Source organism: Polyangium fumosum, assembly GCF_005144585.1.
In the GTDB taxonomy this organism is placed as follows: Bacteria; Myxococcota_A; Polyangia; order Polyangiales; family Polyangiaceae; genus Polyangium; species Polyangium fumosum.
On record NZ_SSMQ01000063.1, the window covers coordinates 1 to 21,601 of the forward strand.

At 69.9% G+C, this 21,601-nt stretch carries 19 protein-coding genes and 1 pseudogene; 13 read left to right on the forward strand and 7 right to left on the reverse strand.

Features of this window, described 5'->3' with window-relative positions:
- From E8A74_RS39795 to E8A74_RS39805, 3 genes and pseudogenes are all read left to right on the forward strand, one after another.
- Positions 1-294 (forward strand): annotated as a pseudogene (locus tag E8A74_RS39795) (hypothetical protein); the annotation flags it as partial.
- 130 nt (positions 295-424) lie between these two features.
- Positions 425-1,546 carry an arginase family protein gene (locus tag E8A74_RS39800; RefSeq protein ID WP_136934342.1) on the forward strand — a complete coding sequence of 374 codons (1,122 nt, stop codon included), beginning with the start codon at positions 425-427 and terminating at the stop codon, positions 1,544-1,546.
- A gap of 69 nt (positions 1,547-1,615) precedes the next feature.
- Positions 1,616-2,311 carry a sodium/glutamate symporter family protein gene (locus E8A74_RS39805; RefSeq protein ID WP_136934343.1) on the forward strand — a complete coding sequence of 232 codons (696 nt, stop codon included), beginning with the start codon at positions 1,616-1,618 and terminating at the stop codon, positions 2,309-2,311.
- A gap of 1 nt (position 2,312) precedes the next feature.
- On the opposite strand, the gene E8A74_RS39810 is transcribed toward E8A74_RS39805, so the two are convergent.
- Positions 2,313-2,708, reverse strand: coding sequence for a hypothetical protein (locus tag E8A74_RS39810; protein ID WP_136934344.1), 396 nt, complete (start codon positions 2,706-2,708; stop codon positions 2,313-2,315).
- A gap of 307 nt (positions 2,709-3,015) precedes the next feature.
- The gene (locus tag E8A74_RS54305) at positions 3,016-3,639 is read right to left on the reverse strand and encodes a hypothetical protein (RefSeq protein ID WP_211365562.1); all 624 of its coding nucleotides are present in this window, start codon (positions 3,637-3,639) and stop codon (positions 3,016-3,018) included.
- Positions 3,640-3,767: 128 nt separating this feature from the next.
- Here E8A74_RS54305 and E8A74_RS39820 point away from each other — a divergent pair, with 128 nt between their 5' ends.
- From E8A74_RS39820 to E8A74_RS39835, 4 genes are read left to right on the forward strand one after another with little or no spacing between them, the layout of a single operon-like run.
- Entirely contained in the window at positions 3,768-7,337 is a 3,570-nt protein-coding gene (locus E8A74_RS39820; RefSeq protein ID WP_136934345.1) for a MopE-related protein, read from the forward strand.
- Positions 7,334-8,779 carry a MopE-related protein gene (locus tag E8A74_RS39825; RefSeq protein WP_136934346.1) on the forward strand — a complete coding sequence of 482 codons (1,446 nt, stop codon included), beginning with the start codon at positions 7,334-7,336 and terminating at the stop codon, positions 8,777-8,779. The genes E8A74_RS39820 and E8A74_RS39825 overlap by 4 nt, the downstream gene beginning before the upstream one ends.
- 33 nt (positions 8,780-8,812) lie before the next feature.
- Positions 8,813-9,646, forward strand: a complete 834-nt coding sequence (locus E8A74_RS39830) for a maleylpyruvate isomerase N-terminal domain-containing protein (RefSeq protein WP_136934347.1) — start codon at positions 8,813-8,815, stop codon at positions 9,644-9,646.
- Positions 9,647-9,683: 37 nt separating this feature from the next.
- On the forward strand, positions 9,684-10,451 hold the full coding sequence (locus E8A74_RS39835; RefSeq protein ID WP_136934348.1) for an SDR family NAD(P)-dependent oxidoreductase: 768 nt from the start codon (positions 9,684-9,686) through the stop codon (positions 10,449-10,451).
- Positions 10,452-10,811: 360 nt separating this feature from the next.
- On the opposite strand, the gene E8A74_RS39840 is transcribed toward E8A74_RS39835, so the two are convergent.
- The 3 genes from E8A74_RS39840 to E8A74_RS54310 form a co-directional block, all read right to left on the reverse strand.
- The gene (locus E8A74_RS39840) at positions 10,812-11,030 is read right to left on the reverse strand and encodes a hypothetical protein (RefSeq protein ID WP_136934349.1); all 219 of its coding nucleotides are present in this window, start codon (positions 11,028-11,030) and stop codon (positions 10,812-10,814) included.
- Positions 11,027-12,193 carry an acyl-CoA dehydrogenase gene (locus E8A74_RS39845; RefSeq protein ID WP_136934350.1) on the reverse strand — a complete coding sequence of 389 codons (1,167 nt, stop codon included), beginning with the start codon at positions 12,191-12,193 and terminating at the stop codon, positions 11,027-11,029. Before E8A74_RS39845 ends, E8A74_RS39840 begins: the two co-directional genes overlap by 4 nt.
- A gap of 154 nt (positions 12,194-12,347) precedes the next feature.
- Entirely contained in the window at positions 12,348-12,860 is a 513-nt protein-coding gene (locus tag E8A74_RS54310) for a hypothetical protein (RefSeq protein ID WP_136934351.1), read from the reverse strand.
- 404 nt (positions 12,861-13,264) lie between these two features.
- Between E8A74_RS54310 and E8A74_RS39855 the strand changes: the two genes are divergently transcribed.
- The 5 genes from E8A74_RS39855 (at position 13,265) to E8A74_RS39875 (ending at position 19,023) form a co-directional block, all read left to right on the forward strand.
- Positions 13,265-13,855 carry a GDSL-type esterase/lipase family protein gene (locus tag E8A74_RS39855; protein ID WP_170229722.1) on the forward strand — a complete coding sequence of 197 codons (591 nt, stop codon included), beginning with the start codon at positions 13,265-13,267 and terminating at the stop codon, positions 13,853-13,855.
- Positions 13,856-14,128: 273 nt separating this feature from the next.
- Positions 14,129-15,307 carry a hypothetical protein gene (locus E8A74_RS39860; protein WP_136934353.1) on the forward strand — a complete coding sequence of 393 codons (1,179 nt, stop codon included), beginning with the start codon at positions 14,129-14,131 and terminating at the stop codon, positions 15,305-15,307.
- Between the two features lie 75 nt (positions 15,308-15,382).
- Positions 15,383-17,071, forward strand: a complete 1,689-nt coding sequence (locus E8A74_RS39865) for an amidase (RefSeq protein WP_136934354.1) — start codon at positions 15,383-15,385, stop codon at positions 17,069-17,071.
- Between the two features lie 45 nt (positions 17,072-17,116).
- Positions 17,117-18,370 carry an ABC transporter permease gene (locus tag E8A74_RS39870; protein WP_136934355.1) on the forward strand — a complete coding sequence of 418 codons (1,254 nt, stop codon included), beginning with the start codon at positions 17,117-17,119 and terminating at the stop codon, positions 18,368-18,370.
- Positions 18,370-19,023, forward strand: coding sequence for an ABC transporter ATP-binding protein (locus E8A74_RS39875; protein ID WP_136934356.1), 654 nt, complete (start codon positions 18,370-18,372; stop codon positions 19,021-19,023). The genes E8A74_RS39870 and E8A74_RS39875 overlap by 1 nt, the downstream gene beginning before the upstream one ends.
- Here E8A74_RS39875 and E8A74_RS39880 read toward each other — a convergent pair.
- Together E8A74_RS39880 and E8A74_RS39885 are read right to left on the reverse strand one after the other, a co-directional pair.
- A complete protein-coding gene (locus tag E8A74_RS39880) occupies positions 18,956-20,056 on the reverse strand; it encodes an acyltransferase family protein (RefSeq protein ID WP_136934357.1) in 1,101 nt (366 codons plus the stop codon). The two genes, E8A74_RS39875 and E8A74_RS39880, sit on opposite strands and share 68 nt — an antisense overlap.
- Positions 20,056-21,027, reverse strand: coding sequence for a hypothetical protein (locus E8A74_RS39885; protein WP_136934358.1), 972 nt, complete (start codon positions 21,025-21,027; stop codon positions 20,056-20,058). The genes E8A74_RS39880 and E8A74_RS39885 overlap by 1 nt, the downstream gene beginning before the upstream one ends.
- 217 nt (positions 21,028-21,244) lie before the next feature.
- Here E8A74_RS39885 and E8A74_RS39890 point away from each other — a divergent pair, with 217 nt between their 5' ends.
- Positions 21,245-21,589: a BPSL0067 family protein gene (locus E8A74_RS39890; RefSeq protein ID WP_136934359.1), complete on the forward strand. Its 345-nt coding sequence runs from the start codon at positions 21,245-21,247 to the stop codon at positions 21,587-21,589.
- Positions 21,590-21,601: the final 12 nt, after the last annotated feature.

The window sequence follows — 21,601 nt, forward strand, 5'->3', positions numbered from 1 at the left end:
CTCAAGCACCTCGCGCGCACCCAACCGGACCTGCCAGCGACCGCAGAACTCGCGACACACGAGGTCGAGGCCTTGGTGCTGCTCAAGCGGAAACGAAAGAAGAAGAACGAGCAGATCCCCGATGGGATCCCGCCGCTCGCGCTCGCCGTGCAGTGGATCGCCGAGCTCGGCGGCTACACAGGCAAGTCTTCGGGAGGTCCCCCCGGCTCCGTCACCATCAGTCGCGGCCTGGAACGCCTAGCTCCCGCAGCAGAGATGCTGCGCGTCCTCAGGGAGAATGGGCTCGTAAGATGAGACCAGTGCTCAGGGCCGTGCCTGGTCCGGGGTCGAGGGGGCGGACAGCCCCCCGCGGGGTCCGGGGCAGCGCCCCGGCGGCGAGACCCAAGTGCGCGCGGGGGCCTTCTGGCCTACGCTAGGCCCCGCCATGACGCCGATCGAAGAGCTCGCCATTCTCCTTCGGCCCGCGGGAGGCGGGCTCCACCTGGTTTCCACCGGGCGTGCCGAACAGCTCGCCTTGCAACGTGCGCTCTACCAGGTCGCGAGCGACGAGGCTGTGCAGGCAAAACACCTCGAAGCGCTCGCGCGGATTCCGACGGCGCGGGTCGTCGTGCTCGGCGTGCCCTCGGATGTTGGCGCGGGGTTTCGGCGTGGGGCGAACCTCGGCCCTCAGGCGATACGGGCGCGCTTGCTCGAAGAGCAGCCTGATTTTCCGTTGCGTGCGGCGGAACGCGGCGTCGTCGACATCGGCGACGTTTTTGTCGTCCCTCAGCTCCTCTCGGACGACATGCTGAGCGAGGCGCAGAAGGCTGCCTCGCGGAAGGCGCTTTACCCGAATGTCCCTGCGGCTGTGGCCGAGCGCTTGCCTGTCTCGCCGCTCTCGATTGCCGAGCGTGCGCTCGATCTCGTCTTTCAGATGAACCCCGCTGTGAAGCCCTTCGTCATCGGCGGGGATCATTCGACGGCCTGGCCTGTCGCTGCTGCGCTTGCGCGTGTTCGTCCGCCGGCGAAGGAGCGCTGGGGCATCGTCCAGCCGGATGCGCATACCGATCTCTTGCCCGAGCGCCTCGGGATTCGGATGTGCTTCGCGACCTGGTCGTACCACGCGAATGAGCTCTTTGGCCGGGATGGACGGCTCGTGCAGGTCGGCACGCGGGCCTCGCGGCACGAGCGTGGCCACTGGGAGCAGGGCCTCGGCGTGCGGCAATTCTGGGCGGACGAGTGCCTCGCCAAACCCGAGGCTACGCTCGATGCGCTCCTCGCGCACCTCAAATCGCATGGCGTCACGGGCGTTTATTTCTCGAATGACATCGACGGCACCGACGAGCGGTTCGCCGATGCGACGGGGACGCCTGAGCCTTTTGGGCTCGAGCCGGATTTCGTGGTCGAGCTGATCCGGCGGCTCGGCCGCGAGGTGGGGATCGTCGCGGGGGACGTAATGGAGGTCGCGCCCGTGCTTGGCCCGAGCCCGGAGAGCCAGCGGCGGACGGTGGGGCTCGCGGTGCGCTACCTCGACGAGACGCTCCGCGCGATGCTCGCGGGGGCCTGAGGCCATTCCTCGCGGACCCGTTGACAGCTTTACGTCGCTGCTGTCTCCTCCCGGAAAGTCGGAGGGTCCATGAGTCGTCGTAACAAGGGTTGGAGCGCGGTTCCCGTCGTGATGGTCCTGGCCATGGGATCTTGGGGCTGCGCGCACCTGCCCAAGACGGGCACCGAGTCCACGGGGGAGCCGCTCAACGTCGAGGTCCGCACCGAGACGCACACGTACGTCACGCAGGCGAAGGTCGGCGAGGTGCAGCACCGTGACTCGTCCGGCCGGCTCGTCGGGACCTCGTCGCTCTACGAGAACCAGGTCGGCTCGTACGACGTCACGCGCTGGCAGGTCTTCCAGGGCGAAATGAACATCGACGATCAGGACTTTTACAGCATCGCGGGGGACGCGGATGCGGCGGCGCAGATCGCCGACTACCGCTCCACCGGCGTGACCATGAACCGTGTTGGCATCGGGCTCGCGATCGCTGGCGGCGCGGCCATGCTCGCGGGGATCATCCTCGGCTCCTCGCTCTCGACGAAGGACGAGTACGGCATCGCGTCGCGCCCGACGTGGACGACGGCGGCGGCGACGGGTGGCATCCTCATGGGCCTCGTGGGCGGCGGCGTGGCGTGGGCCGGCTATGCGCGGACGAAGCGCGAGCACCCGATCGACGACCCGCAAAAGGCGGCCAACGCCGCGCGCCGGTACAACAAGCAGATCGGCGAGCAGCCCGAGCCTGAGCCTGAGGAAGTGCGCCCGCGCCGCAAGCGGCGGCGTTGAGCTAGGGTTGAACTTTGCCGGCGAGATCGAACACCGGCGCGTAGAGCCCGTAGAACGAGAGCCCGACCGCGCCGAGGGCGAGCGTGATCCCGCCGCAGAGGAGCCCCACTGCGAGCCTGCCTCCGCCTCGTTTGCGCACAAACATTCCCGCCACGGCGAGCCCGATCGCTCCCGCGGCCCCGCCGAGCGGGGTCACGTGGGCGAGCACGGCGCGCGTCACGAGCGGCAAGACTGCGTTGCTGCCGAACTCGTCGTACATCTTTGCGAAGGCCGGGAGCACGAGCCTGTCGAGCAGCACGAGGGCCGTCGCGAGCGAGGCGACGACCAGCGCGAGCACGAAGTCTACGGGGTTCAGGCCCACCACGCGGGCTTCCTGGGGTTCTGCCGGAGTCGTCACGTTCGTTCGTCGCCTCGGGCCGGGGAGTGTACGCGCCCGCCTGCCTCGCGCGCGAGGCCCGCGCCCATGTCGGACCCCCTCCGGGTCTCGCCGACGAGGCCCGCGCCCTGATCGGACCCCGCCGCTTGCCTCGCGCGCGAGACCCGCGCCCATGTCGGACCCTGTCCGGGGTCTCGCCGACGAGGCCCGCGCCCTAATCGGACTAGCTCCGGGGTCTCGCCGACGAGACCCGCGCCCATGTCGGACCCCGTCCGGGGTCTCGTCGACGAGGCAAACGGGTGAACTTACGTTGTGTTGAGATGTAGGTTTAGCAGCCGCCTTCGACCGGGAGCGCATCGACGTCGAAGGGCTCGCTCGTCGGGACCCACGGGTCTGGCGCTTCGAACGAGAGCGTGCCGTGGAGCGAGATCGAGCAGGGGAACGTCCCTTCGACCACCAACGTTCCGGCGCCGGAGACGGCCGGCGCGGCGTTCATCGGTTGCGGGGGAAAACCTCCCGGCGTCGCGCAGTCGCTCGCCTGGTTCGTCACGTCCGCGAGCGAGACGATCCAGGGCGGCGTGGTCTCGATCGCGAGGGTCGGGGTCGTGCCCATCTCGACGAAGAGGCGGAAGCAGACGTTTCGCGTAGGGTCGGCCTTGAAGATGATGAACCGCGGGACGTGCGTGAAGAGGTTCGACGCGGAGTAGCCGTCTCCTCCTCCGCCCGCGCCGCCGCTGCCCCCGGCGCCGCCTTCGCCGCCTTCGCCGCCTTCGCCGCCGCTGCCGCCTTCGCCGCCGCTGCCGCCTGCGCCCCCGCTGCCGGTTCCGCTGCTGGTCCCGCCCCCGCTTCCGTGGGTCGTGTTCGTGACTTCGGTCCCGCAGGCGAGCAGGGCCAGGGCGAGGGCGGCGTTCGCCATGAGAAATCGCGTGGGTCGAAAGGAAGAAAGGTGCATCGAAGATCCTCCGGCTGTCCTTCGACGATGGTACGCCGCGAAGCGAAGGACGTCACTGTCGCGACGCGATCACGCGGCCCTTCCACCATGGACAAGGGGACGTCGTTTCTCTAGATTGCTCTGTTGGCATGTTACGCTTTCGCGCTTTCGCGTGCGCCTTCGCTGCGCTCGCCGTCCTCCTCCTCCTCGGCCCGCGTGCTCTCGCCGCGGACCTGATCCTCAACGGCAGCGCTGCCGGGCCCGCGGTGTGCCCCGACGGCGGAACGCCCGTGGATCGACTCTGCCAGGTCAACGCGACCGCCGCGCAGAACAACGCCTGTCGTTACGGCGGCGAAAAAACGTTCGGCGTGGTGTCGTTGACCAACGGCGCCCTCGTCTGCGTCGCGCCCTACGACGGAACGAACAAAACCAACACGGGCAACCTCGTCCTCAAGGCCAACCAGATCACCATCGACGCGACGTCGCGGATCCTCGCGAAGGGCGCGGGCTACCGAGGCCTCTTGTGCAACGACGGCGAGGGGCCCGCGACGTTCCCGCTCTCCGGCGGGCGCGGCGGCTGCTCGGTGCTCGACTCCGGCGGCGGCGGCGCGCATTTCGGGCAGGGCGGGCGCGGCACGAAGGACTGCCAGATCATGGGATCGGCGACCGCGTGCGAGTTCCCGCAGGAGTGGGAGGAGGACTGCGGAAACCTCAATGCGGCCGGCAACGCCTGCGTCGCGGCGAACGATCCGAACAAGGCCGTCTGTTACGGCACGACGAACAGCGCGAACGGCGCGGGCGACGGGTTTCCCACGGTCGCGGGCCAGCCGTATCGGCACAGCATCTACGAGGTCGAGTTCGGCGCGGCCGGCGGCGACAAGGGGTGTCGCGACGGCTACGAGGCGGGGCTCCGCGCGGGGCGCGGCGGCGGTCGTATCGTGCTCTTCGCCGCGACGGCGGCCCAGGATGGCAAGATCGACATCGCCGGCGGCGTCAGCTCCGATGGGCACCGCGGCTGCGCCGTGGGCAACGACTCGGCGGGCGGCGGCGCGGGCGGGTCGATCCTGATCATCGGCGATCACGTGAACGTGCAGAGCTCCGCGCGCATCAGCGCGCACGGCGGCCGCGGCGGCGACTCGCAGCCGAAATGCCTGCCTTGCACGGCGAACGGCGACTGCGAGACCGGACAAACCTGCCAGGCGGGCCGCTGCGGCCCCTGCAACTGCACGCCGTGCACCTCGAACGCGCAATGCAACACCTTGCTCGGGCAGACGTGCAAGAACCTCGGCGGCCAGCTCGGCATGGTCTGCGCGAACGCGTCGAACCAGTGCACGCCCCTCGACCCGATGGACAACGAGGTCGAGTGCCGCGCCACGCAGAACAACGGCACCTGCGACGATTGCGCGGGCGGCGGCGGCGGCGGCATCATCAACGTGCAGTCGCGCGTCGGCACCATCCACCCGCAGGCGATCTTCGACGTGCGCGGCGCGAACGGCGGCATCTGCCCGATCTGCGCCGGCGAGGCGGGCGGCGGCGCGGGCGAGCTGCAGATCGACAGCGCCTACGTCGGCGAGATCTGCGACGGCTGGGACAACGATTTCGACGGCATGGTCGACGAGGACCTCGGCGTGATCCCCTGCCCGGACGGGTCGATGATCCCGGCGTGCTTGAACGGCGTCCCGCAGATCTGCAACTACGATCCGGCGCAGTGCCTCGTGCCGGCGTCGGATGCGCGCCCGCGCTTCGCGCTCGTGCTCGACACGTCGGGCTCGATGCTGAACGACCTCGCGGGCAACCCCACGTTCGGCGACGGCTCGGCGGCGCACCCGGGCGTCGACACCGGCAGTGATCCCGACGCGCTGGCCGGCAACAACGCGCGCCTGTTCATCGCGAAGCAGGCGCTCACGCAGGTGCTCAGCGCCTTCCCGGAGAGCGATTACGCGCTCGCCCGGTATTACCAGGACGTCGGCGTCAACCGGAGCTGCCAGTCCGCGGCGAACTTCGAGTGCGCGCAGAGCTGCTGCTCGTACGACGATCCCTCGGACAACCTCCCGCCGCCGTACCCCTCGGTGTACCCGGACAACCAGTGTGTCCTCTCGCAGCTCTATCCGGGCGCGGGGTACCCGAACAACGCGACGTTCACGGGGAACATCCCGATCGGCTGGCCGCAAGAGGCGATGGAGATGACGCCGACCTCGGATTGCATCAACTACGCCGGGTCCTGCGGGCCTCCGCGGCGCGGCGCGCAGTTCCTCGTCGGGTTCAACCAGCCCGTCAACCGGTATTTGCGGTGGCTCGACGGCGTCGAGGACGCCGACGCGATGTTCGACGCGAGCACGCTGGAGGGCAACCACTGCGCCATGGGCAACTGCGAGGTGCGCGGCTCGGGTCCGACGCCGCTCGCCGGCGCGCTCCAGGCGACGCACGATTACCTCAAGCCCGTCGTCACCTGCGACAGCGCCGCGGCGTGCCGCTCGTACGCCGCGATTCTGCTCACGGACGGCGCCGAGAGCTGCCAGGGCAACCCCCAGGCGGCCGCGGCGGCGCTGCTCGCCGGCATCAACGGCAAGCCCATCCCGACCTACGTGATCGGCTTCTCCGTGCTCGCGAGCGAGCAAACGCAGCTCAACCAGATCGCGGCCGCCGGCGGCACGGGGCAGGCGTTTTTCGTGTCGTCGAAGAGCGAGCTCGCGAACGCCCTCGCGCAGATCATCGGGCAGAACCAGAAGTTCGAGCTCTGCAACGGCCTCGACGACGATTGCGACAACCTCATCGACGAGGACTTCCCCGAGAAGGGGCAGCCCTGCACGGACGGCGAGATCGGCGCTTGCCTCGGCGTCGGCACGTACGTTTGCAAGGCCGACGGCTCGGGCACCGAGTGCGGCATCACGGATCCGGGCGCTTCCCCGATGACCGAGGTCTGCAACAGCATGGACGACGATTGTGACGGCCTCGTCGACGAGGACGCCGCGGGCCTGCCGCTCGATTGCCCGAACTGCATCCCTTCGCCGGAGATCTGCGACGGCGTCGACAACGACTGCGATTTCAACATCGACGAGGAGCCGGACGTCTCGATGAACCAGCCGATGGTCTTCGGCGTGCCCTGCGGCGAGCTCACGGCGCCGAACGATCAGAGCCCCTGCCAGCTCGGCACGGTGCTCTGCATCAACGCGATGCCCGTGTGCGTGGGCTTCGTGGGACCGAAGGAGGAGCTCTGCAATGGGCTCGACGAGGACTGCGACGGCGTGGGTGACAACATGGCGCCGTGCCCCGGCGACAGCAAATGCATCGAGGCGCAATGCGCGATCCCCTGCACGGGCGGCGAATTCCCGTGCCCGCCGGGCCTTTCGTGCAACGACGACGGTTATTGCCTCAAGGTGACGTGCGACCAGGTGAACTGCGGCCCGGGCCAGGTCTGCATGGCCGGCGTCTGTTATAACGCGCCCGACGGCGGCATGGGCGGCGAGGGCGGCGACGGCGGGTCGGGCGGCAGCGGCGGCTCGGGCGGCCTCGGCGGGGATCCCACGAGCAGCTCGGGCAGCGCGGGCGCGTCGAACGACGACGCGTATGGATTGGCCACGGGCGGCGGCGGCTGCACGTGCGGCATCGCGGCCGACGAGCGGCAGAACGCGGGCGTTTTCGCGGGGCTCGTCGCCCTCGCGGCGCTGGGTCTCGGTCGTCGCCGCGGCGCGCGCGCGTCGCGCAAGGAGGCGGCATGAACACGGGACGAACGAAGCGGCTCGGGGTGGCCCTTGCCTTGGTGCCGGCGATGTTCGCCGTCCTGCTCGGGAGCGGCTGCGTCGACGACGCGTTTTGCTTCTCGTGCGGCGCGGAGCCCTCCGGCAGCGGCGCCTCCGGCGGCATGGGCGGCGTGGGCGGCGAGGGCGGCGAGGGGGGCATCGGGTTCGGCGGGTTTTCGCAGGTGGGCGGCGGCCCGCCCTGCGATGCCGACCTCTTGAACGACGTCGACAACTGCGGCGCGTGCGACAACAAATGCCTCCTGCCGAGCGCCTTCCCGCGCTGCGAGCAGGGGGTCTGCGTCGTCGACACGTGCGTGGCCGGCGCCTACGACGTCGACGGGGATCCGAAGAACGGCTGCGAGTACGCCTGCCCGGTGCCGGTCCTCGGCCCCGAGCAATGCAACGGCATCGACGACGATTGCGACGGCAAGGTCGACTCGGCCGACCCCGATCTCGTCCCGCCCTCGAACCTCTGCACCGTGACGGCCGGGACGCCCTGCGAGGGGACGATGGTCGTCTGCAACGGCTCGTCGGGCTGGTCGTGCGTGTATCCGCCCGAGGTCGAGGTCGTCTCCGGCTTCGTGCGGATCACCGAGACCCGCTGCGACGGCGTCGACGGCAACTGCGACGGCAGCGTGGACGAGTGGTTCCAGGAGCTCGGCTCGGCCTGCGACGACGGCGGCCTCGGCAAGTGCGCCGATGTCGGCGTGGTCGTCTGCGACCCGACGAACCCGGCCACGACGACCTGTGATCTCTCGGTGCTGCCCGACGCGCTCCCGCCGACGGCCGAGTCATGCAACGGCGCCGATGACGATTGCGACGGGTTCATCGACGAGGAGTTCGATCCTTCCGCGTTCGACATGGATCCCATTCCCGGCTCGAACCCGCCCGCCTTCGTGGACCGTTACGAGGCCTCGCGGCCCGACGCGAGCATGCAGGCGGCCGGCATCCTGGAAACCGTGGCCTGCAGCAAAGGCTCGGTCTTGCCCTGGACCGGCGGCTCCTACACCGAGGCCGCGGCCGCATGCGCGGCGCGTGGGCCGGGCTTCCGGCTCTGCTCCGCCGGCGAGCTCGAAGCGGCCTGCCGCGGTCCCGCGAGCATGTTGTATCCGTACGGCGCGACGTACGACGGCATGGCCTGCCTCGGCGTGGACAACCCCGCGGCCATGGGCGGGGCCGCCGCGACGGGCAGCCTCGCCGCGTGCGTCTCGGGCGCGGGTCCGCGGGATCTCTCGGGCAACGTGACGGAATGGACGCGCACGCAGACGAACGCCGCGGCCGCGCCGAACCGGATCTTCCAGCTTCACGGCGGTTCGTACCTTTCTCCGCAGCTCGGCCTCGCCTGCACGATGGAGCTCCCGGCCCGCGCGGCCGAGGGGACGCTCCTGCCGAACATCGGCTTCCGCTGCTGCCGGCAATAGTTTTCCCCCGACGAGCGGGGTAGAGTCGCGTCCGTGACGCCTCTGCCCCCCATCGCCACCAAGCACCTCTTCCGTGACGTCTCCGCGGCCCTGCACGAGCTGCTCGGCTCGCTCGGCCCAGACGACTGGAGCAAGCCGACGGTGCACGCGACGCGGGACGTGAAGGACCTGGCGGCGCACCTGCTCGACGGCTCGTTCCGGCGGCTCTCGTTCCAGCGGGATGGGCAGTTCATCCCGGCGCCCGAGATCCGCTCGTTCGAGGCGATGGTCGAGTTCATCCAGCGCCTCAACACCGAGTGGATGCTGGCCGCGCGGAGGCTTTCGCCGCGCGTGCTCATGGATCTCCTCCGCCGCGCCGACGAGGAGGTCGCCGTGCTCTTCGACGGGCTCGATCCGGAGGGACCGGCGATCTTCAGCGTGGCGTGGGCGGGCGAGGAGTGGTCGCAGAACTGGTTCGACGTGGCGCGCGAGTACACGGAGAAGTGGCACCACCAGCAGCAGATCCGCGACGCCGTGGGCCGGCCGGGCCTGAAGGAGCGGCGCTACATGCACCCGGTGATCGACGCCTTCCTGCGAGGCGCCCCGCACGCCTATCGCAATGTCCCGGCCGCGGACGGCGCAGGGGTCGATCTCGTGATCACGGGCGAGGCGGGCGGGACGTGGCACCTCGCGCGCGCGGCGGATCGGTGGGAGCTCGTGGCCGCACGGGAGACGCCTGCGCAAACGACGGTGGAGCTCGACGCGGACAGCGCATGGCGGCTCTGGACGAAGGGTCTCGACCCGGAGAAGGCACGCGCGCAAGCCATGGTGCACGGGGACGAGGCGCTCGCGGCGCCGATCTTCCGGATGGTCACGATCATGGCCTAGCGTGCATCTGAAGCACACTCGTAGTAAGGCCTCGGCCATGCACGTCGCGATCACGGGTGCGTCCGTTGGCATCGGGGAGGCCTTGGCGCGCGCGTTCGCCGCGAAGGGCGCGGTCGTCTCGCTCGTCGCTCGGCGCAAGGAGCGGCTCGACGCCATCGCACGGGAGCTCTCGGGCCGGGCCTTCCTCCACCAGGCCGACCTCTCGCGCCCAGAGTGCGCGACCGACTGGATCGCGCCCGCCGAGAAGGAGCTCGGTCCCATCGACGTGCTCGTGAACAACGCGGGCGTGCAGAACGTCGAGCCGACCGAGCTCGCCGGGGTCGACGCGGGCGAGATGCTCCTGCGCTTGAACGTGCTCACGCCGCTGCGCCTCACGCGCGCCGTGCTGCCGGGCATGCTCGCGCGGCGCAGCGGCGCGATCGTCGACATCGCCTCCATGGCGGCGATCACGCCCATGCCGGGCATGTATTATTACAATGCCTCCAAGGGCGCGCTGGCGAATGCCTCGGAGGGCCTGCGGGGCGAGCTGCGCGGCACGGGCGTGCACGTGGTCACGGTGTATCCGGGCCCGGTCGACACGGACATGGGGCGCAAGGGCTACGAGAAGTACGAGCCCTCGCTCACAGCGCGGTTGTCACCGGTAGGCACAGCGGACGGGCTCGCGCGGCTCGTGGTGCGCGCCGTCGAGCGGAAGAAGGCGCGCGTCGTGTACCCGCGTTCGTATGGCGTGGCGCTCTGGTTCCCGCGGATCGCGCGCTGGGTGACGTCGCGGTTCTCGCCGCCGATCAAGCGGCTCTCGGCTTAGCAGCTGGGGCCGCCGCTGCGCCGGGGCGCTGCCCCGGACCCCGCGGGGGCTGTCCGCCCCTCGACCCGGACCAGGCACGGCCTGGACCGAAGGTGGAAGAACTGCGCGGTGCGCAGTTCTTCCAACGGGCCGGTGGCAAGACCATGGAGGTGGGTTTCAAGCCGGCGACGCGTACGCTGCCGGTTGAACCAGCAGCGCCGCGGCCTTCGTGGGCAGGCCCGTCGCAGGTCTTGACCCTGGCCGTTCGATGAACTGCGCATCGCGCAGTTCATCGTCCTGGGTCCAGCGCCTCGCTGGTCCGGGTCCAGGGGTGGACAACCCCTGGTCGGGGCCCGGGGTGAAACCCCGGCGCGGCGCACCCTAGAAAAACCCGCCTTCGAGCATCGAGGCGAGCAGCTCCTCGTCCTCGGGGGATTTGTCGGTGCGGGCCTCGGTCGTGGAGGGGTCCTTCGACGGGGGCGTGTCCGCGGGGGGAGCGGGCGGGGGCTCCCGGAAGTTTGGGCAGCCCCGCGTCGCGCACTCCACCGTCAAGACCCCCACGTAGGTCGCTCGCGCGCCGCAGCGGGGGCAGACGGTCATCCCTTCACCTCGTACTCGCTCTGCAGGAGCTTTGCGATCGTGGCGAGTTGCATGTTCGACGTGCCTTCGTAGATCTTCCCGATCTTCGCGTCGCGGAAGAACTTCTCGGCGGGGTACTCCTTCGTAAAGCCCACGCCGCCGAAGAACTCCACGCAGAGGGATGCCGTCCGCTCGGCGACCTCGGACGAGAACAGCTTTGCCATCGCGGCTTCCTTCAGGAAGGGCAGACCGGCGTCCTTGCGGCGCGCGGCGTTGTAGACCATCAGCCGCGCGGCTTCGATCTCCGTCGCGACGCGGGCGTACTGGAACTGCATCCCTTGGAAGCTTGCGATCGACTGACCGAACTGCTTGCGCTCGATCATGTACCGCATCGCTTGGTCGAACGCGCCTTGCGCGAGGCCGATCATCTGCGCGCCGATGCCGATGCGCCCTTCGTTCAGCGTCTCGATCGCGATCTTGTAGCCCTTGCCGACCTCGCCGAGCACGTTCTCTGCGGGCACCTCGCAGTCTTCGAGGACGAGCTCGCACGTGCTCGATGCGCGGATGCCGAGCTTGTTTTCCTTCTTGCCCACGGAGAAGCCCGGGAAGCTTCGCTCCACGAGGAAGGCCGTGATGCCGCGGTAGCCCTTGCTCGGGTCCACGTTTGCGAGGACCAGGAAGAGCGAGCTCTCGTTTGCGTTCGTGATCCAGAGCTTGCGACCGTTCAGCACCCAGCGCCCGTCCTTCTGCGTCGCGCGGGCTTGGAGAGCGAACGCGTCGGAGCCGCTGCCGGCTTCGCTCAGCGCGTACGAGCCCACCCAGTCTTTGCAGAGGCGGGGCAGGTACTTCTCCTTCTGCGCGTCGTTCGACCAGCGCAGGAGCGCGTTTGCGACGAGCGTGTTTTGCACGTCCACGAGCACGCTCACGCTCGGGTCGACGACGGCGAGCGCCTCGACGGCGAGGATTGCGTTGAAGAAGCTCGACCCGGCGCCGCCGTAGGTCTCGGGGATCTCGACGCCCATGAGGCCGAGTTCGAAGAGGGACGGCAGGAGCGCGGGATCGAGCGCGCCTTTCTCGTCCATCTCGCTGACGAGCGGCGCGACGCGCTTCTTCGCGAAATCGAGCACTGAGTCGCGGAAGAGCGTCTCTTCCTCGGACAGGTGGGTGAGGGGGGGATGCGACACGTGTGATCTCCTTGGTAGCCCCAGGCGTCGAGGGGTCGGGGGCTCGGGGGCTCTGCTCGGCTTGCGCCGGGCGGAGCCCCTGAACGTTGAAAGCGGGGGCGGATTATGGGGGGGCGCGTGCGGGGTCGTCAACCGAGCCGACGGGGCGGCGGGATTACCATTGCCAGCGCAATCGCACCATCGTCCCGGGGGCGAAATGGAAGGCCTTCTGGCCGTTGATGGGGGCGTCCTTCTCGTCGAGCACGGTGACTTCGACGCTCTTGCCTTGGGCCCAGGTCTCGCCGACCTCGCCTTCGGCCACGAGCAGCCAGTCGCTCTCGGCGCCGTTTTTGCCGATGACGCGGAAGATCTCGGCCTTGTTGCCCTTCTGCGGCACGGTTTGGCTCGTCGCCACGAGGGGCTCGATGAGCAGCTTCTTGCCGGCCTTCAGCTTGACTTTGCCGTGAATTTCCGCTTGGTGGATGACGATCTCGGTCGTGTACTTGCCGGGGGGCGGCTCGGGGTTCGCGGCCGTGGCGGACGGCGTGGCCTTGGGCGGGGGCGGCGTGGGGGCGGTCGCGACGGGCGGCGGGGGCGTGACGTGCGGCTGCGGCGGGGGCGGGGGCGGGGGCGGCTGCCCGCCGCCGCAGGCTGCGACGCCCAGCGCGAGCGCGAGGGAAATCCTCATTGAAAAACTCCACGTCATCGGTCGCATCTTCGTCCCTCGCCTCCCCGCGGCTCTGTGCCAGCGTCCTTGGTACAGCAAGTCGGGCGGGCCACGCTAGCAGGATTTTGACCTCCCTCGGGTGACGCAACGGCAGGTGGTAAGAGCGTGGATCAGAGTCGATTCGTTGACGGATCGAGGCGCCGCGTCTCGACGGCGCTGGGGCCGTGATAGAAGGCGATTCCATGCGTCGCCTCCGCTCCGCCTCGATGTTCGTCGCTGCGTGCGTTTGTTTTTCCGGCTGCGCGGAGAGCGCCTCGAATCCGAAGACATCGCCCAGCGCGGAGAGCGCGCCTGCGGCCGCTTCTGCTTCCGCTTCCGCTTCCGCGCCGCCTCCTGATTCTCGCCACGCCTACATTGTCGCGGCGATGGGCGATTCCCTCACGGATGCCCGCTCCCACGGCGGCAAGTTCCTCGACTATCTCCACGCGCATTGCCCCGAGAGTCGATTCGACAATTACGGCATCGGCGGACAGATGGTGAACCAGATGCACCGCCGCTTCGCGCGCGACGTGCTCGGCGAGCCCCCGCCTTCGGACAAACCGGCGTACACCCACGTCATCGTCTTCGGCGGCGTGAATGACCTTTACAGCGACGAGACGGCCTTCCGCACGCCCAAGCTCATCCAGAACGACCTCGCGGGGATGTATGCCCTCGCGAAGGGGCGCAAGATGCAGGTCGTCGCCTTGACCGTCGCGCCCTGGGGCGGTTTTTCCAAATACTGGAACGACAAGCGCGCGGCGGCCACGGCGCAGGTGAACGAATGGATCCGGGCGCGCAAGGCCGCGGGCGAGGTCGATCACGTGGTCGACGCTTTTGCGTTGCTCTCGTGCGGCAATCCGAACCGGCTTTGCCCCGAAGATGCGGCGCCCTTCAAGGACGGGCTGCATTTCGGGCCGAAGGGACATGAAAAGCTCGGCGAGGTGCTCCTGCGCGAGGTGTTTGCGGATTGCCGCTGAGGGAAGCGCGCCCGGCCCCTCGAAGAAACGGAGAGCCCACATCTCCCCTTCGCGACCCCCGTGAAGCCGGTGCTCTGTGTGCGGAACTACGGACCGGCCGCCGCGAAGCCTCTCCGTAACGTACGGAACGCCGTCGCGGGCGTCGGCGTCGCGTCCTCTTCTCTACGTCACGCCCGCGCGACGCGTCCGGGCTGGACACGGTCGGGCCGTGGCGCGTGAGGTTCCTCTCTCGAACGAGGCGCGGACGCATCGGATCACGTACATTGCCCCCGCATGGGGTTCGTCGAGGAGCTGAAACACGGACGGCGCGGCGTTCGATTCGCCGTGCCGCAGGGGTTCGAGGTCTCGGAGGAGACCGACCGCTCCGCCCTGTTCGTCGACAAGGCCCGCGGCTTTTCCCTCTCGCTCGGGGTGTTCACGCACCGCCTCGACCTCCTGCCCGCGCACGACGCGCTCCTCCGCCGCGACGTCGAGCGGCACGCCCGGGACCTCTTCGAAACGTGCTTCCGCTCGACCCCGCCCGCGGATCCAAAGGCGCGACCCCGCACGGACGACAAGGCCTGGTCGCCGGTCGTCGAGGTCGCTCCGGTCGTGATCGGCGCCGCGCGCGCGCTCCGCGTGGTGCATCGCCTCTGGTACGAGCCGGGCCGCGAGACGTTGATGGGCCACCTCCTCGTGCCGCTCGCGCGGGGCCTCTTCGAATGCCGCGTCCTGCCGCCCACGTCGCGGCTGACCGGCGTCCGCGAGGCGGCCGTGGCCGATCGCGCGGCCGCCGCCCTCGCCGGCACCGATCCCACGGCCTTCTTGCGGGCCATCGATCAACACGCCTCCGACGATCCCGCGCTCGACGCCTCGTTCCCGCGGCATCCGCTCAGCGTGGCGCGAAAGGGATTGCGTTTTCTGCTCGAAGAAGCCGCGCTCGAAATCCTCGATCCCGACGCGGCGACGCGCCCCGGCGAGGTCGAGCTCACGGCCGCCGGATTCGCCGTCACGCCGCCGCCTCGGTATCGGCTCGTCGAGAAGGATCCGCCTTCGCCGAAGCTCGCGTCGTGGAGCCGCGTTTCGTTCTCGGGGACCGATGGCATTCAGCTCCTCACGGTCTCGCGGACGGGGACGCGCCTGCCCGCGCGCAAGGGTCGACAGCTCGCGCGGATCGCGGAGGAGCTCACGCGCGCGTCCGTGCCCGCGGGCGCCGAGGCCGTACGCGTGAGCGCGGTCGCGCTCCCGGACGAACGCGGGCGTTCCCATGCGGAGACGTATCACGCCTATTCGAAGGGCGCGTCGCGGCAACAATCGCTCTTTCGCTGGTTCACCGAGCCCGACGGCGAGGTCGTGATGATCGCGCTCGGCGCGGCGATGTGCGTGCCTTTGGACGAGCTCGCGGAGGACGCGGAGGCCGTGGTGCGATCGTTCCGGCGGCTCGGGGCGAAGAAATGGTGGCAGATTTTCTGAGCCGCCGGCCGCGGGGTGTTGCGAACCGCGGTCCGAGGACACTACGATGCGCCCCTCGCTCCACCACGTTCCGCCATGACGTACGATCTCAAGACCGCCCATGCCCCCCGCATGACGGGCCTCGCGCTCGAAGCCGCAGCGCTCGCCCTCGAAAACCCGGCCACGGGGCACCTCCTCGGGCAGAAGCTCCTGAAGGACCTCGGCATCCTGGAGCTCCGGTACTCGCTCCTCCCCGAGGCGCCCTCCGTCGCGCCGACCCTGCCGCGCCCCGCGAGCTTCTCGGCCGCGGCCGCGCCGCCCGTCGACCTCGAAGGCCTCGCGCGCTCCGCCCGAAAGACCCCGGGGTTCGCCTTCGAGTCGGCCGTGGACTTCGTCGCCGCCTACCGCGAGGGGCAAACCGATCCGGTGGAGGTCGCCGAGCGTTTCCTCGCGGTGGCTCCGCGTCTCGACACCGGCGAGCGTGCGCTCCGGGTGTTCATCGAGCGAAACACCGATCGCCTGCTCGCCGCGGCGCGCGAGAGCCGCGAGCGCTATCGGAAAGGCGCGCCCCTCGGCCCGCTCGACGGCGTGCCCGTGTCCGTGAAGGACGAGCTCGACGTGGAAGGGTATTCGACCACCGTCGGCACGCGGTTCTTGAAGCTCCGGCCGACCGAGGACGCCACCACGGTCCGCCGCCTGCGCGAGGCCGGCGCGTTGATCCTCGGCAAGGTCAACATGCACGAGATCGGGATCGATACCTCGGGCTTCAATGCGCACCACGGGACGCCGACGAACCCGTATGCGCCGGGGCATTACACGGGCGGCTCGTCGAGCGGATCGGCCGCCAGCGTCGCGGCCGGGTTTTGCCCGATCTCGATCGGCGCCGACGGCGGCGGCTCGATCCGCATTCCCGCCGCGCTCTGCGGCATCGTCGGGCTCAAGGCCACGTGGAGCCGCATCAGCGAGCACGGCGCTTATCCGCTCTGCGCCAGCGTCGGCCACGTCGGCCCGCTCGGCGCCACGGTGCGGGACGTCGCCCTCGCGTATGCCCTCATGGCCGGCCCCGACGCAAAAGATCCGAATTCGCTCCATCAGCCGCCGGTTCACCTCGACGGCCTCGGCCGTGAGGACATCGAAGGCGTGCGCATCGGCGTGTATCGCCCCTGGTTCGAGCACGCCACGCCCGAGATCGTCCGCGCCGCGGAGGGCGCGATCGAGCTCTTCCGCTCCCGGGGCGCGCAGATCGTCGAGGTGGAGATCCCCGAGCTCGAGCGTGCGCGCGTGGCGCAGGGCGTCACCATTCTCTGCGAAATGGCCTCGGGCATGGCGCGGCTCGACGCCGAGCACCGGAAATCGTTCGGGCTCGGCGTGCGGATCAACCTGGCGATGGGGCGGGCGATCGCGGGCATCGATTACGTGCAAGCGCAGAAGGTGCGGACGCGTTTCTCCGAGCACCTCGCCCGGGTGTTCCAGGCGGTGGACGTGATCGTCACGCCGACGACCGCGCTCACGGCGCCGCGCATCGCGGACGACGTGTTTCCGCGCGGCGAGAGCAACCTGGAGGTGACGAGCGGGCTCATGCGGTTCGTATATCCGGCGAACCTCACGGGCAACCCCGCGCTCAGCGTGCCCGGCGGGTATGGCGCGAGCGGGCATCCGATCGGCATTCAGCTCCTCGGGCGTCCCTGGGAAGAGCACCTCCTTTTGCGTCTGGGGGAGGTGCTGGAGCAAAACGTGCCGCGGAGGGCGCCGTCGATTCACGTGCGGCTGCTCGAAGGGGCCTGACGCGCATTGACAACGAGCCCACGCCCCGGAGACGATGCCCCGCGCATGGAGGCAGCCCCGCTCCCGCGTTCGCGCTCTCGCCTCGGGCCGCTCCTCTTTCTCGCCCGGAAGAGCCTGCTCGGGAGCCGCTTCACGTTCGCCCTGCTCGTCCTCTCGGTCGCCGCGGGCGCGGGGTTTCAGATTCCCAATACGGCGAACCTCGCCGGCTTCTCCGAGGCGCTGCTCGAAGAGGAGCTGCGGCACGGGGGCGGTGACGTGCGCGTCGAGCCGCGGGAGAAGCGGCACTTCGAGGACGGCGCCGCCGCGGCCGCGCGGGTGTCCGAGGCCCTAGGCGCGTCCGTCCGCGCCGCCGTGCCCGTCCTCGTCCTGCCTGGCGCGGTCGGCAAGGGCGGCCGGTTCCAGAATGCGCTCGTCTACGGCTACGACTTCCCCGGGGAGCCCGCGCTGCGGCCCTTTCACTTGACGAGCGGCGCGCTCCCCGCGCCCGGCGATGCGAACGGGGTCCTGCTCGGCACGTCGCTCGCGAACCGGCTCGGCGTGAAGGTCGGCGACGCCGTCGACCTGCGGATCATCCTCGGCGGCCCGCCCGGCGGCGCCGGCGAGGCCGTGGGCGGCCCGCCCGGCGGCGCCGGCGAGGCCGTGGGCGCGACCGTCATGACCGTGCGGGGCCTCGTCTCGGGCAGCGCCGGCGCCTACCGCAGCGCCTTCCTCGACCGCGCCTCCCTCGCCGAGAAGACCGGCGCCCGGGCCGCCGCCTCCGCCATCCACGTCCACCTCGACGACCACTTCGCCGCCTCGGACCTCGCCCCGCGCCTCGAAGCCCGCCTCCCCGAGGCCCGCGCCGTCGGCTGGAAGGAGGACGACCCCTACGTCACGAACTACCTCGCCGCGAACCGCACCATCAACGCCGTCTCGTACGCGATGGTCGTCGCGGCGATCAGCATCCCGGTCTGGGCCCTCTTCCACATCCACGTCCTCGGCCGCCGCCGCGAGATCGGCATCCTCGCGGCGCTCGGCTTCTCCCGCCGTGAGATCTTCGGGCTCTTCCTCCTGCAGACCCTCGTCGTCGCGCTCGCCGGGCTCAGCGCGGGCGCGGCGCTCGGCTACGGCATGTTGCTCTACTTCGACGCCTACCCGATCTTCTCGTGGGAGGCGCTCGTCGTCCGCCCCGTCGTCACGGCGGCCGTGCTCGCCGGCCCTTGCCTCGCCGTCCTCGCGACGACGTTGCTCGCCGGCAGCGTCCCGGCCTGGCGCGCGGCCCGCACCGACCCGGCGCGGGTTCTCCGAAGGATCGACTGATGCCGAAGGTTCTTCGTTGCGAGAGCCTCGTGCGCCGTCTCGGCGCGCATGACGTCGTCCGCGGCGCCTCGCTCGACCTCGACGAGGCCGAAGCCGTCGCGCTCGTGGGCCCGAGCGGCTGCGGCAAGACGACCTTGCTCCAGATGATCGGCTTGCTCGATCGACCGAGCGCCGGGCGTGTCGTCCTCGCTGGTCACGACGCCTGGTCCCTCGACGATGCAGTGCGCGCCGAGGTGCGGCTCGCGTGGATCGGGTTCGTGTTTCAACAGAACAACCTCGTCGAGGCGCTGAGCGCGCGGGAGAACGTGGCGCTGCCCGCGTGGCGGCTCGGCTCGTCGCGCCGCGAGGCCGAGCGCGCGGCGGACGCGCTGCTCGAACGGTTCGGCCTCGCCGCGCGCCGCGACGCGCCCGCCTCGGAGCTCTCCGTGGGCGAGGCGCAACGCGTGGCCATCGCCCGCGCGCTCGTGAACCGCCCGCGCCTCGTGCTCGCAGACGAGCCGACGGGCAGCCTCGACAGCGCATCGGCCGACGTCGTGATGGAGGCGCTCGCCGCGGCCTCGGCCCTCGGCGCGGCGCTGCTCGTGGTCACGCACGATCTGCGGATCGCGGCGCGCGCGGGGCGGACCGTGGAGATGCGCGACGGGCGGCTCTGAGGAGCAGGAAGGCGCCGAGGCAAACGGCCGTCGTGAGCGTGACGACGCCCGCGTACTTCAAGGGACCCGGCCACGCGAGGCGTGCGGCGGCGATCTGGAGGAGGACGACGATCGGCAGGTGCGTGACGTACACGAAGTACGACGCATCGGCGAGCAAGCGGACGAGCGGGCGCGCGCGGGTGACGAGCCGGCCGCACGTGCCGAGAAAAACCGCGACGGTGAGGCACGAGAACGCCGCGCTCGTGACGAGCGCCCACGCGGGCGCGCGCGCAGGGGCGCCCGCCGCCGTGCTCGCGAGGAGCGGGGGGACGAGCGCGGCGAGCAGCACGAGCGCGAGCCCCACGAGCCACGGGAGCCTGCGCGTATACGCCGCGAGGCCTTCGGGATCGAGCAGCCACCCCCACGCGAAAAATACGGCGAAGTAAGCTGCGATCTGCGGTTCGACGAGGAACGAGAGCGGCGTGTCGAGCTGGAGCTTGCCCGCGACGAGCAGGACGACCGACACGGCGGCGATCGCGATCGCGGGCAAGGCGAGGGGCGCGCGCGCGGGGCGACGGGGCAGGACGGCGGCGAGCGTCGAGAGCAGGAGCAGGTAGTAGAGGAACCAGAGGTGCGCGAGCGTGACGGGGAGCTCGGAGGCATGCAGCGCGGGCACCTGGCTGCCCACCGCGGCGCGGCCTTCGAGGGTTCGTCCGTGGTCCCAGAGCGCGTTCATCGCCGCCGAGACCGGCACGAGCGCGAGGAGCAACGGCACGAGCACCCGCGTGGCACGCTCCCGGGCAAACCCCCGGAGGCCCCGGCGCGTGACGATGCCGCGCGAGACCATGCCGGAGAGGAGGAAAAAGACCGGCATCAGGAACGCGCGGCCCACCCACACCACGAAGTCCGCGGCGAGGTGCGTCGACCGATCCTTGATCGCCCAGCCGATCGGCGTCTCCAGGAACGAGAGCAGGCCGTGCAAGAGGACGACGAGCGCCGTGGCGAAGGCGCGCGCGCCGTCGAGCGCGTGGATGCGCGCCCCCTCGCGCTCCATCAGCCGCGCGGCCCCTGGGGGCGTTCGGCGTGCTCGCAGAGCAGACCGCCGAGCAGGTGATACTCGAGGTAGGCCCGCGCGACGTCGATCGCGCCGTCCATCTTGGCACTCTTGCCGCCGAGCCCGATCTCGCCTTCGCCTTTCTGGAAACGAAACGCGAGCGTCTCGCCCGCGCAAAGCCCGCGCGTCATCACGGGTTCGAGCAGCGGCTCGCGATCGAGCCCGAACAGGAACAGATCCCGTTGCACGATCGACGAGAGTTTGTCCGAGAGGGCCGTGAGCGAGAGCTCCCACGCGCCCTCGCGTAGCATCGCGGCGACGGAGCCTTGGCGGATGAGGTCGGCGTTTGCTCCATCGAGCGATCGCAGCTCCGCGCGCACGAGCATCCAGGCGAGCCCGAGCGCGCCGAAGCCGAGCGAGAGATCCGCGACGCGATAGCCTTTCCGGTGCGGATCCTGAAACGAGCCGCGCGTGTTGTCGCGCATGGCCATGAACGCCTTCACCACGCGGTGCGCGATCGAAGGTGCACGCACGAGCGCGCGCGCGCGTTCTTCCGTGTAGACCGTCTCGGGCCGCGGCCCTCCCTCGACGACGACGTCGAAGGGCTCGAAATCGGCGTCCGCGAGCGGCTCCTGTGTGCGCAGGTGCCGGTGCAGATCGAGCGACAGCGCGTCGCCTTTCTTGAAGATTTCGAGGTGGATCGCGATCGGCGTGCGCGCGCCCGTCGTCGTCGTGCCGTCGGCGAGGAACTCGAGATCGGCGATCAGCGTCTTTTCCGGGTATCGGCGCGTGTTCTTCACCGTGATGCGTTGCGCGCGCCGATCGATCGTCACCTCGGTGTCGTCGTTCTCCAGCGCGAGCCGGTTGCTCTCGTTCGCGCCACGTCTGCCGACGCCCGCGAGCGGGCAAACGATGCGGCCGGGAAAATATCGTACGCCGTGTTTCCGATGGGTCTCGATGTCAGGCAACATGATTGATGGTCCGGCTGGAATCATGCCGCGAGCGTGGTCCCAAGCGTGTCGAAAAGCATAACGCACCTTGTCGAAGTCGTGTCGGCGTTAGATGCCTAACGAATAAATCGTTGCCGAGGTGCGCGTGCGGCTTGTGGGTCGGCTTTGATCGCCTGTAACCTTTTCAAGTTCCGTGGCGCCATGTAGCGCCACCACAAACTCAAGAGAGGAGCCCTTCATGGCGTATCGCACGAACACCCCGGAGCTTTACGAAGGCAGGCATTACGGCGAGAGCGAGCAGTGCGTCGCGCTCGTCAAGTTCGCCTGCGGCGCGCCCCACACCTCGGCGTGGAAGAAGGGCGCTCTCGTGCTCGGCAACGCGGCGATCCTGCCCGGCACGGCGATCGCGTGCGGCTGGGAGGACGGTCGTTACATGAGCCGCGCGCGCGGCAACCACGCGGCGATCTACCTCGGCCAGTTCGGCAACACGATCGAGGTCGTCGATCAGTGGTCGGGCGAGCCGGCGAAGCGCCGCTACAAGACGCACAAGCCCGAGAAGGCGTACTACATCATCGAAGGCTGAGAGGTGTATTCC

What these genes read in the sequence shown, in the direction of transcription:
- E8A74_RS39800 (WP_136934342.1), top strand. Translation starts at nt 425, where the DNA reads ATGACGCCGATCGAAGAGCTCGCCATTCTCCTTCGGCCCGCGGGAGGC.
- E8A74_RS39805 (WP_136934343.1), top strand. Translation starts at nt 1,616, where the DNA reads ATGAGTCGTCGTAACAAGGGTTGGAGCGCGGTTCCCGTCGTGATGGTC.
- E8A74_RS54305 (WP_211365562.1), bottom strand. Translation starts at nt 3,639, where the DNA reads ATGCACCTTTCTTCCTTTCGACCCACGCGATTTCTCATGGCGAACGCC.
- E8A74_RS39820 (WP_136934345.1), top strand. Translation starts at nt 3,768, where the DNA reads ATGTTACGCTTTCGCGCTTTCGCGTGCGCCTTCGCTGCGCTCGCCGTC.
- E8A74_RS39825 (WP_136934346.1), top strand. Translation starts at nt 7,334, where the DNA reads ATGAACACGGGACGAACGAAGCGGCTCGGGGTGGCCCTTGCCTTGGTG.
- E8A74_RS39835 (WP_136934348.1), top strand. Translation starts at nt 9,684, where the DNA reads ATGCACGTCGCGATCACGGGTGCGTCCGTTGGCATCGGGGAGGCCTTG.
- E8A74_RS39840 (WP_136934349.1), bottom strand. Translation starts at nt 11,030, where the DNA reads ATGACCGTCTGCCCCCGCTGCGGCGCGCGAGCGACCTACGTGGGGGTC.
- E8A74_RS54310 (WP_136934351.1), bottom strand. Translation starts at nt 12,860, where the DNA reads ATGAGGATTTCCCTCGCGCTCGCGCTGGGCGTCGCAGCCTGCGGCGGC.
- E8A74_RS39855 (WP_170229722.1), top strand. Translation starts at nt 13,265, where the DNA reads ATGGGCGATTCCCTCACGGATGCCCGCTCCCACGGCGGCAAGTTCCTC.
- E8A74_RS39860 (WP_136934353.1), top strand. Translation starts at nt 14,129, where the DNA reads ATGGGGTTCGTCGAGGAGCTGAAACACGGACGGCGCGGCGTTCGATTC.
- E8A74_RS39865 (WP_136934354.1), top strand. Translation starts at nt 15,383, where the DNA reads ATGACGTACGATCTCAAGACCGCCCATGCCCCCCGCATGACGGGCCTC.
- E8A74_RS39870 (WP_136934355.1), top strand. Translation starts at nt 17,117, where the DNA reads ATGGAGGCAGCCCCGCTCCCGCGTTCGCGCTCTCGCCTCGGGCCGCTC.
- E8A74_RS39875 (WP_136934356.1), top strand. Translation starts at nt 18,370, where the DNA reads ATGCCGAAGGTTCTTCGTTGCGAGAGCCTCGTGCGCCGTCTCGGCGCG.
- E8A74_RS39880 (WP_136934357.1), bottom strand. Translation starts at nt 20,056, where the DNA reads ATGGAGCGCGAGGGGGCGCGCATCCACGCGCTCGACGGCGCGCGCGCC.
- E8A74_RS39885 (WP_136934358.1), bottom strand. Translation starts at nt 21,027, where the DNA reads ATGTTGCCTGACATCGAGACCCATCGGAAACACGGCGTACGATATTTT.
- E8A74_RS39890 (WP_136934359.1), top strand. Translation starts at nt 21,245, where the DNA reads ATGGCGTATCGCACGAACACCCCGGAGCTTTACGAAGGCAGGCATTAC.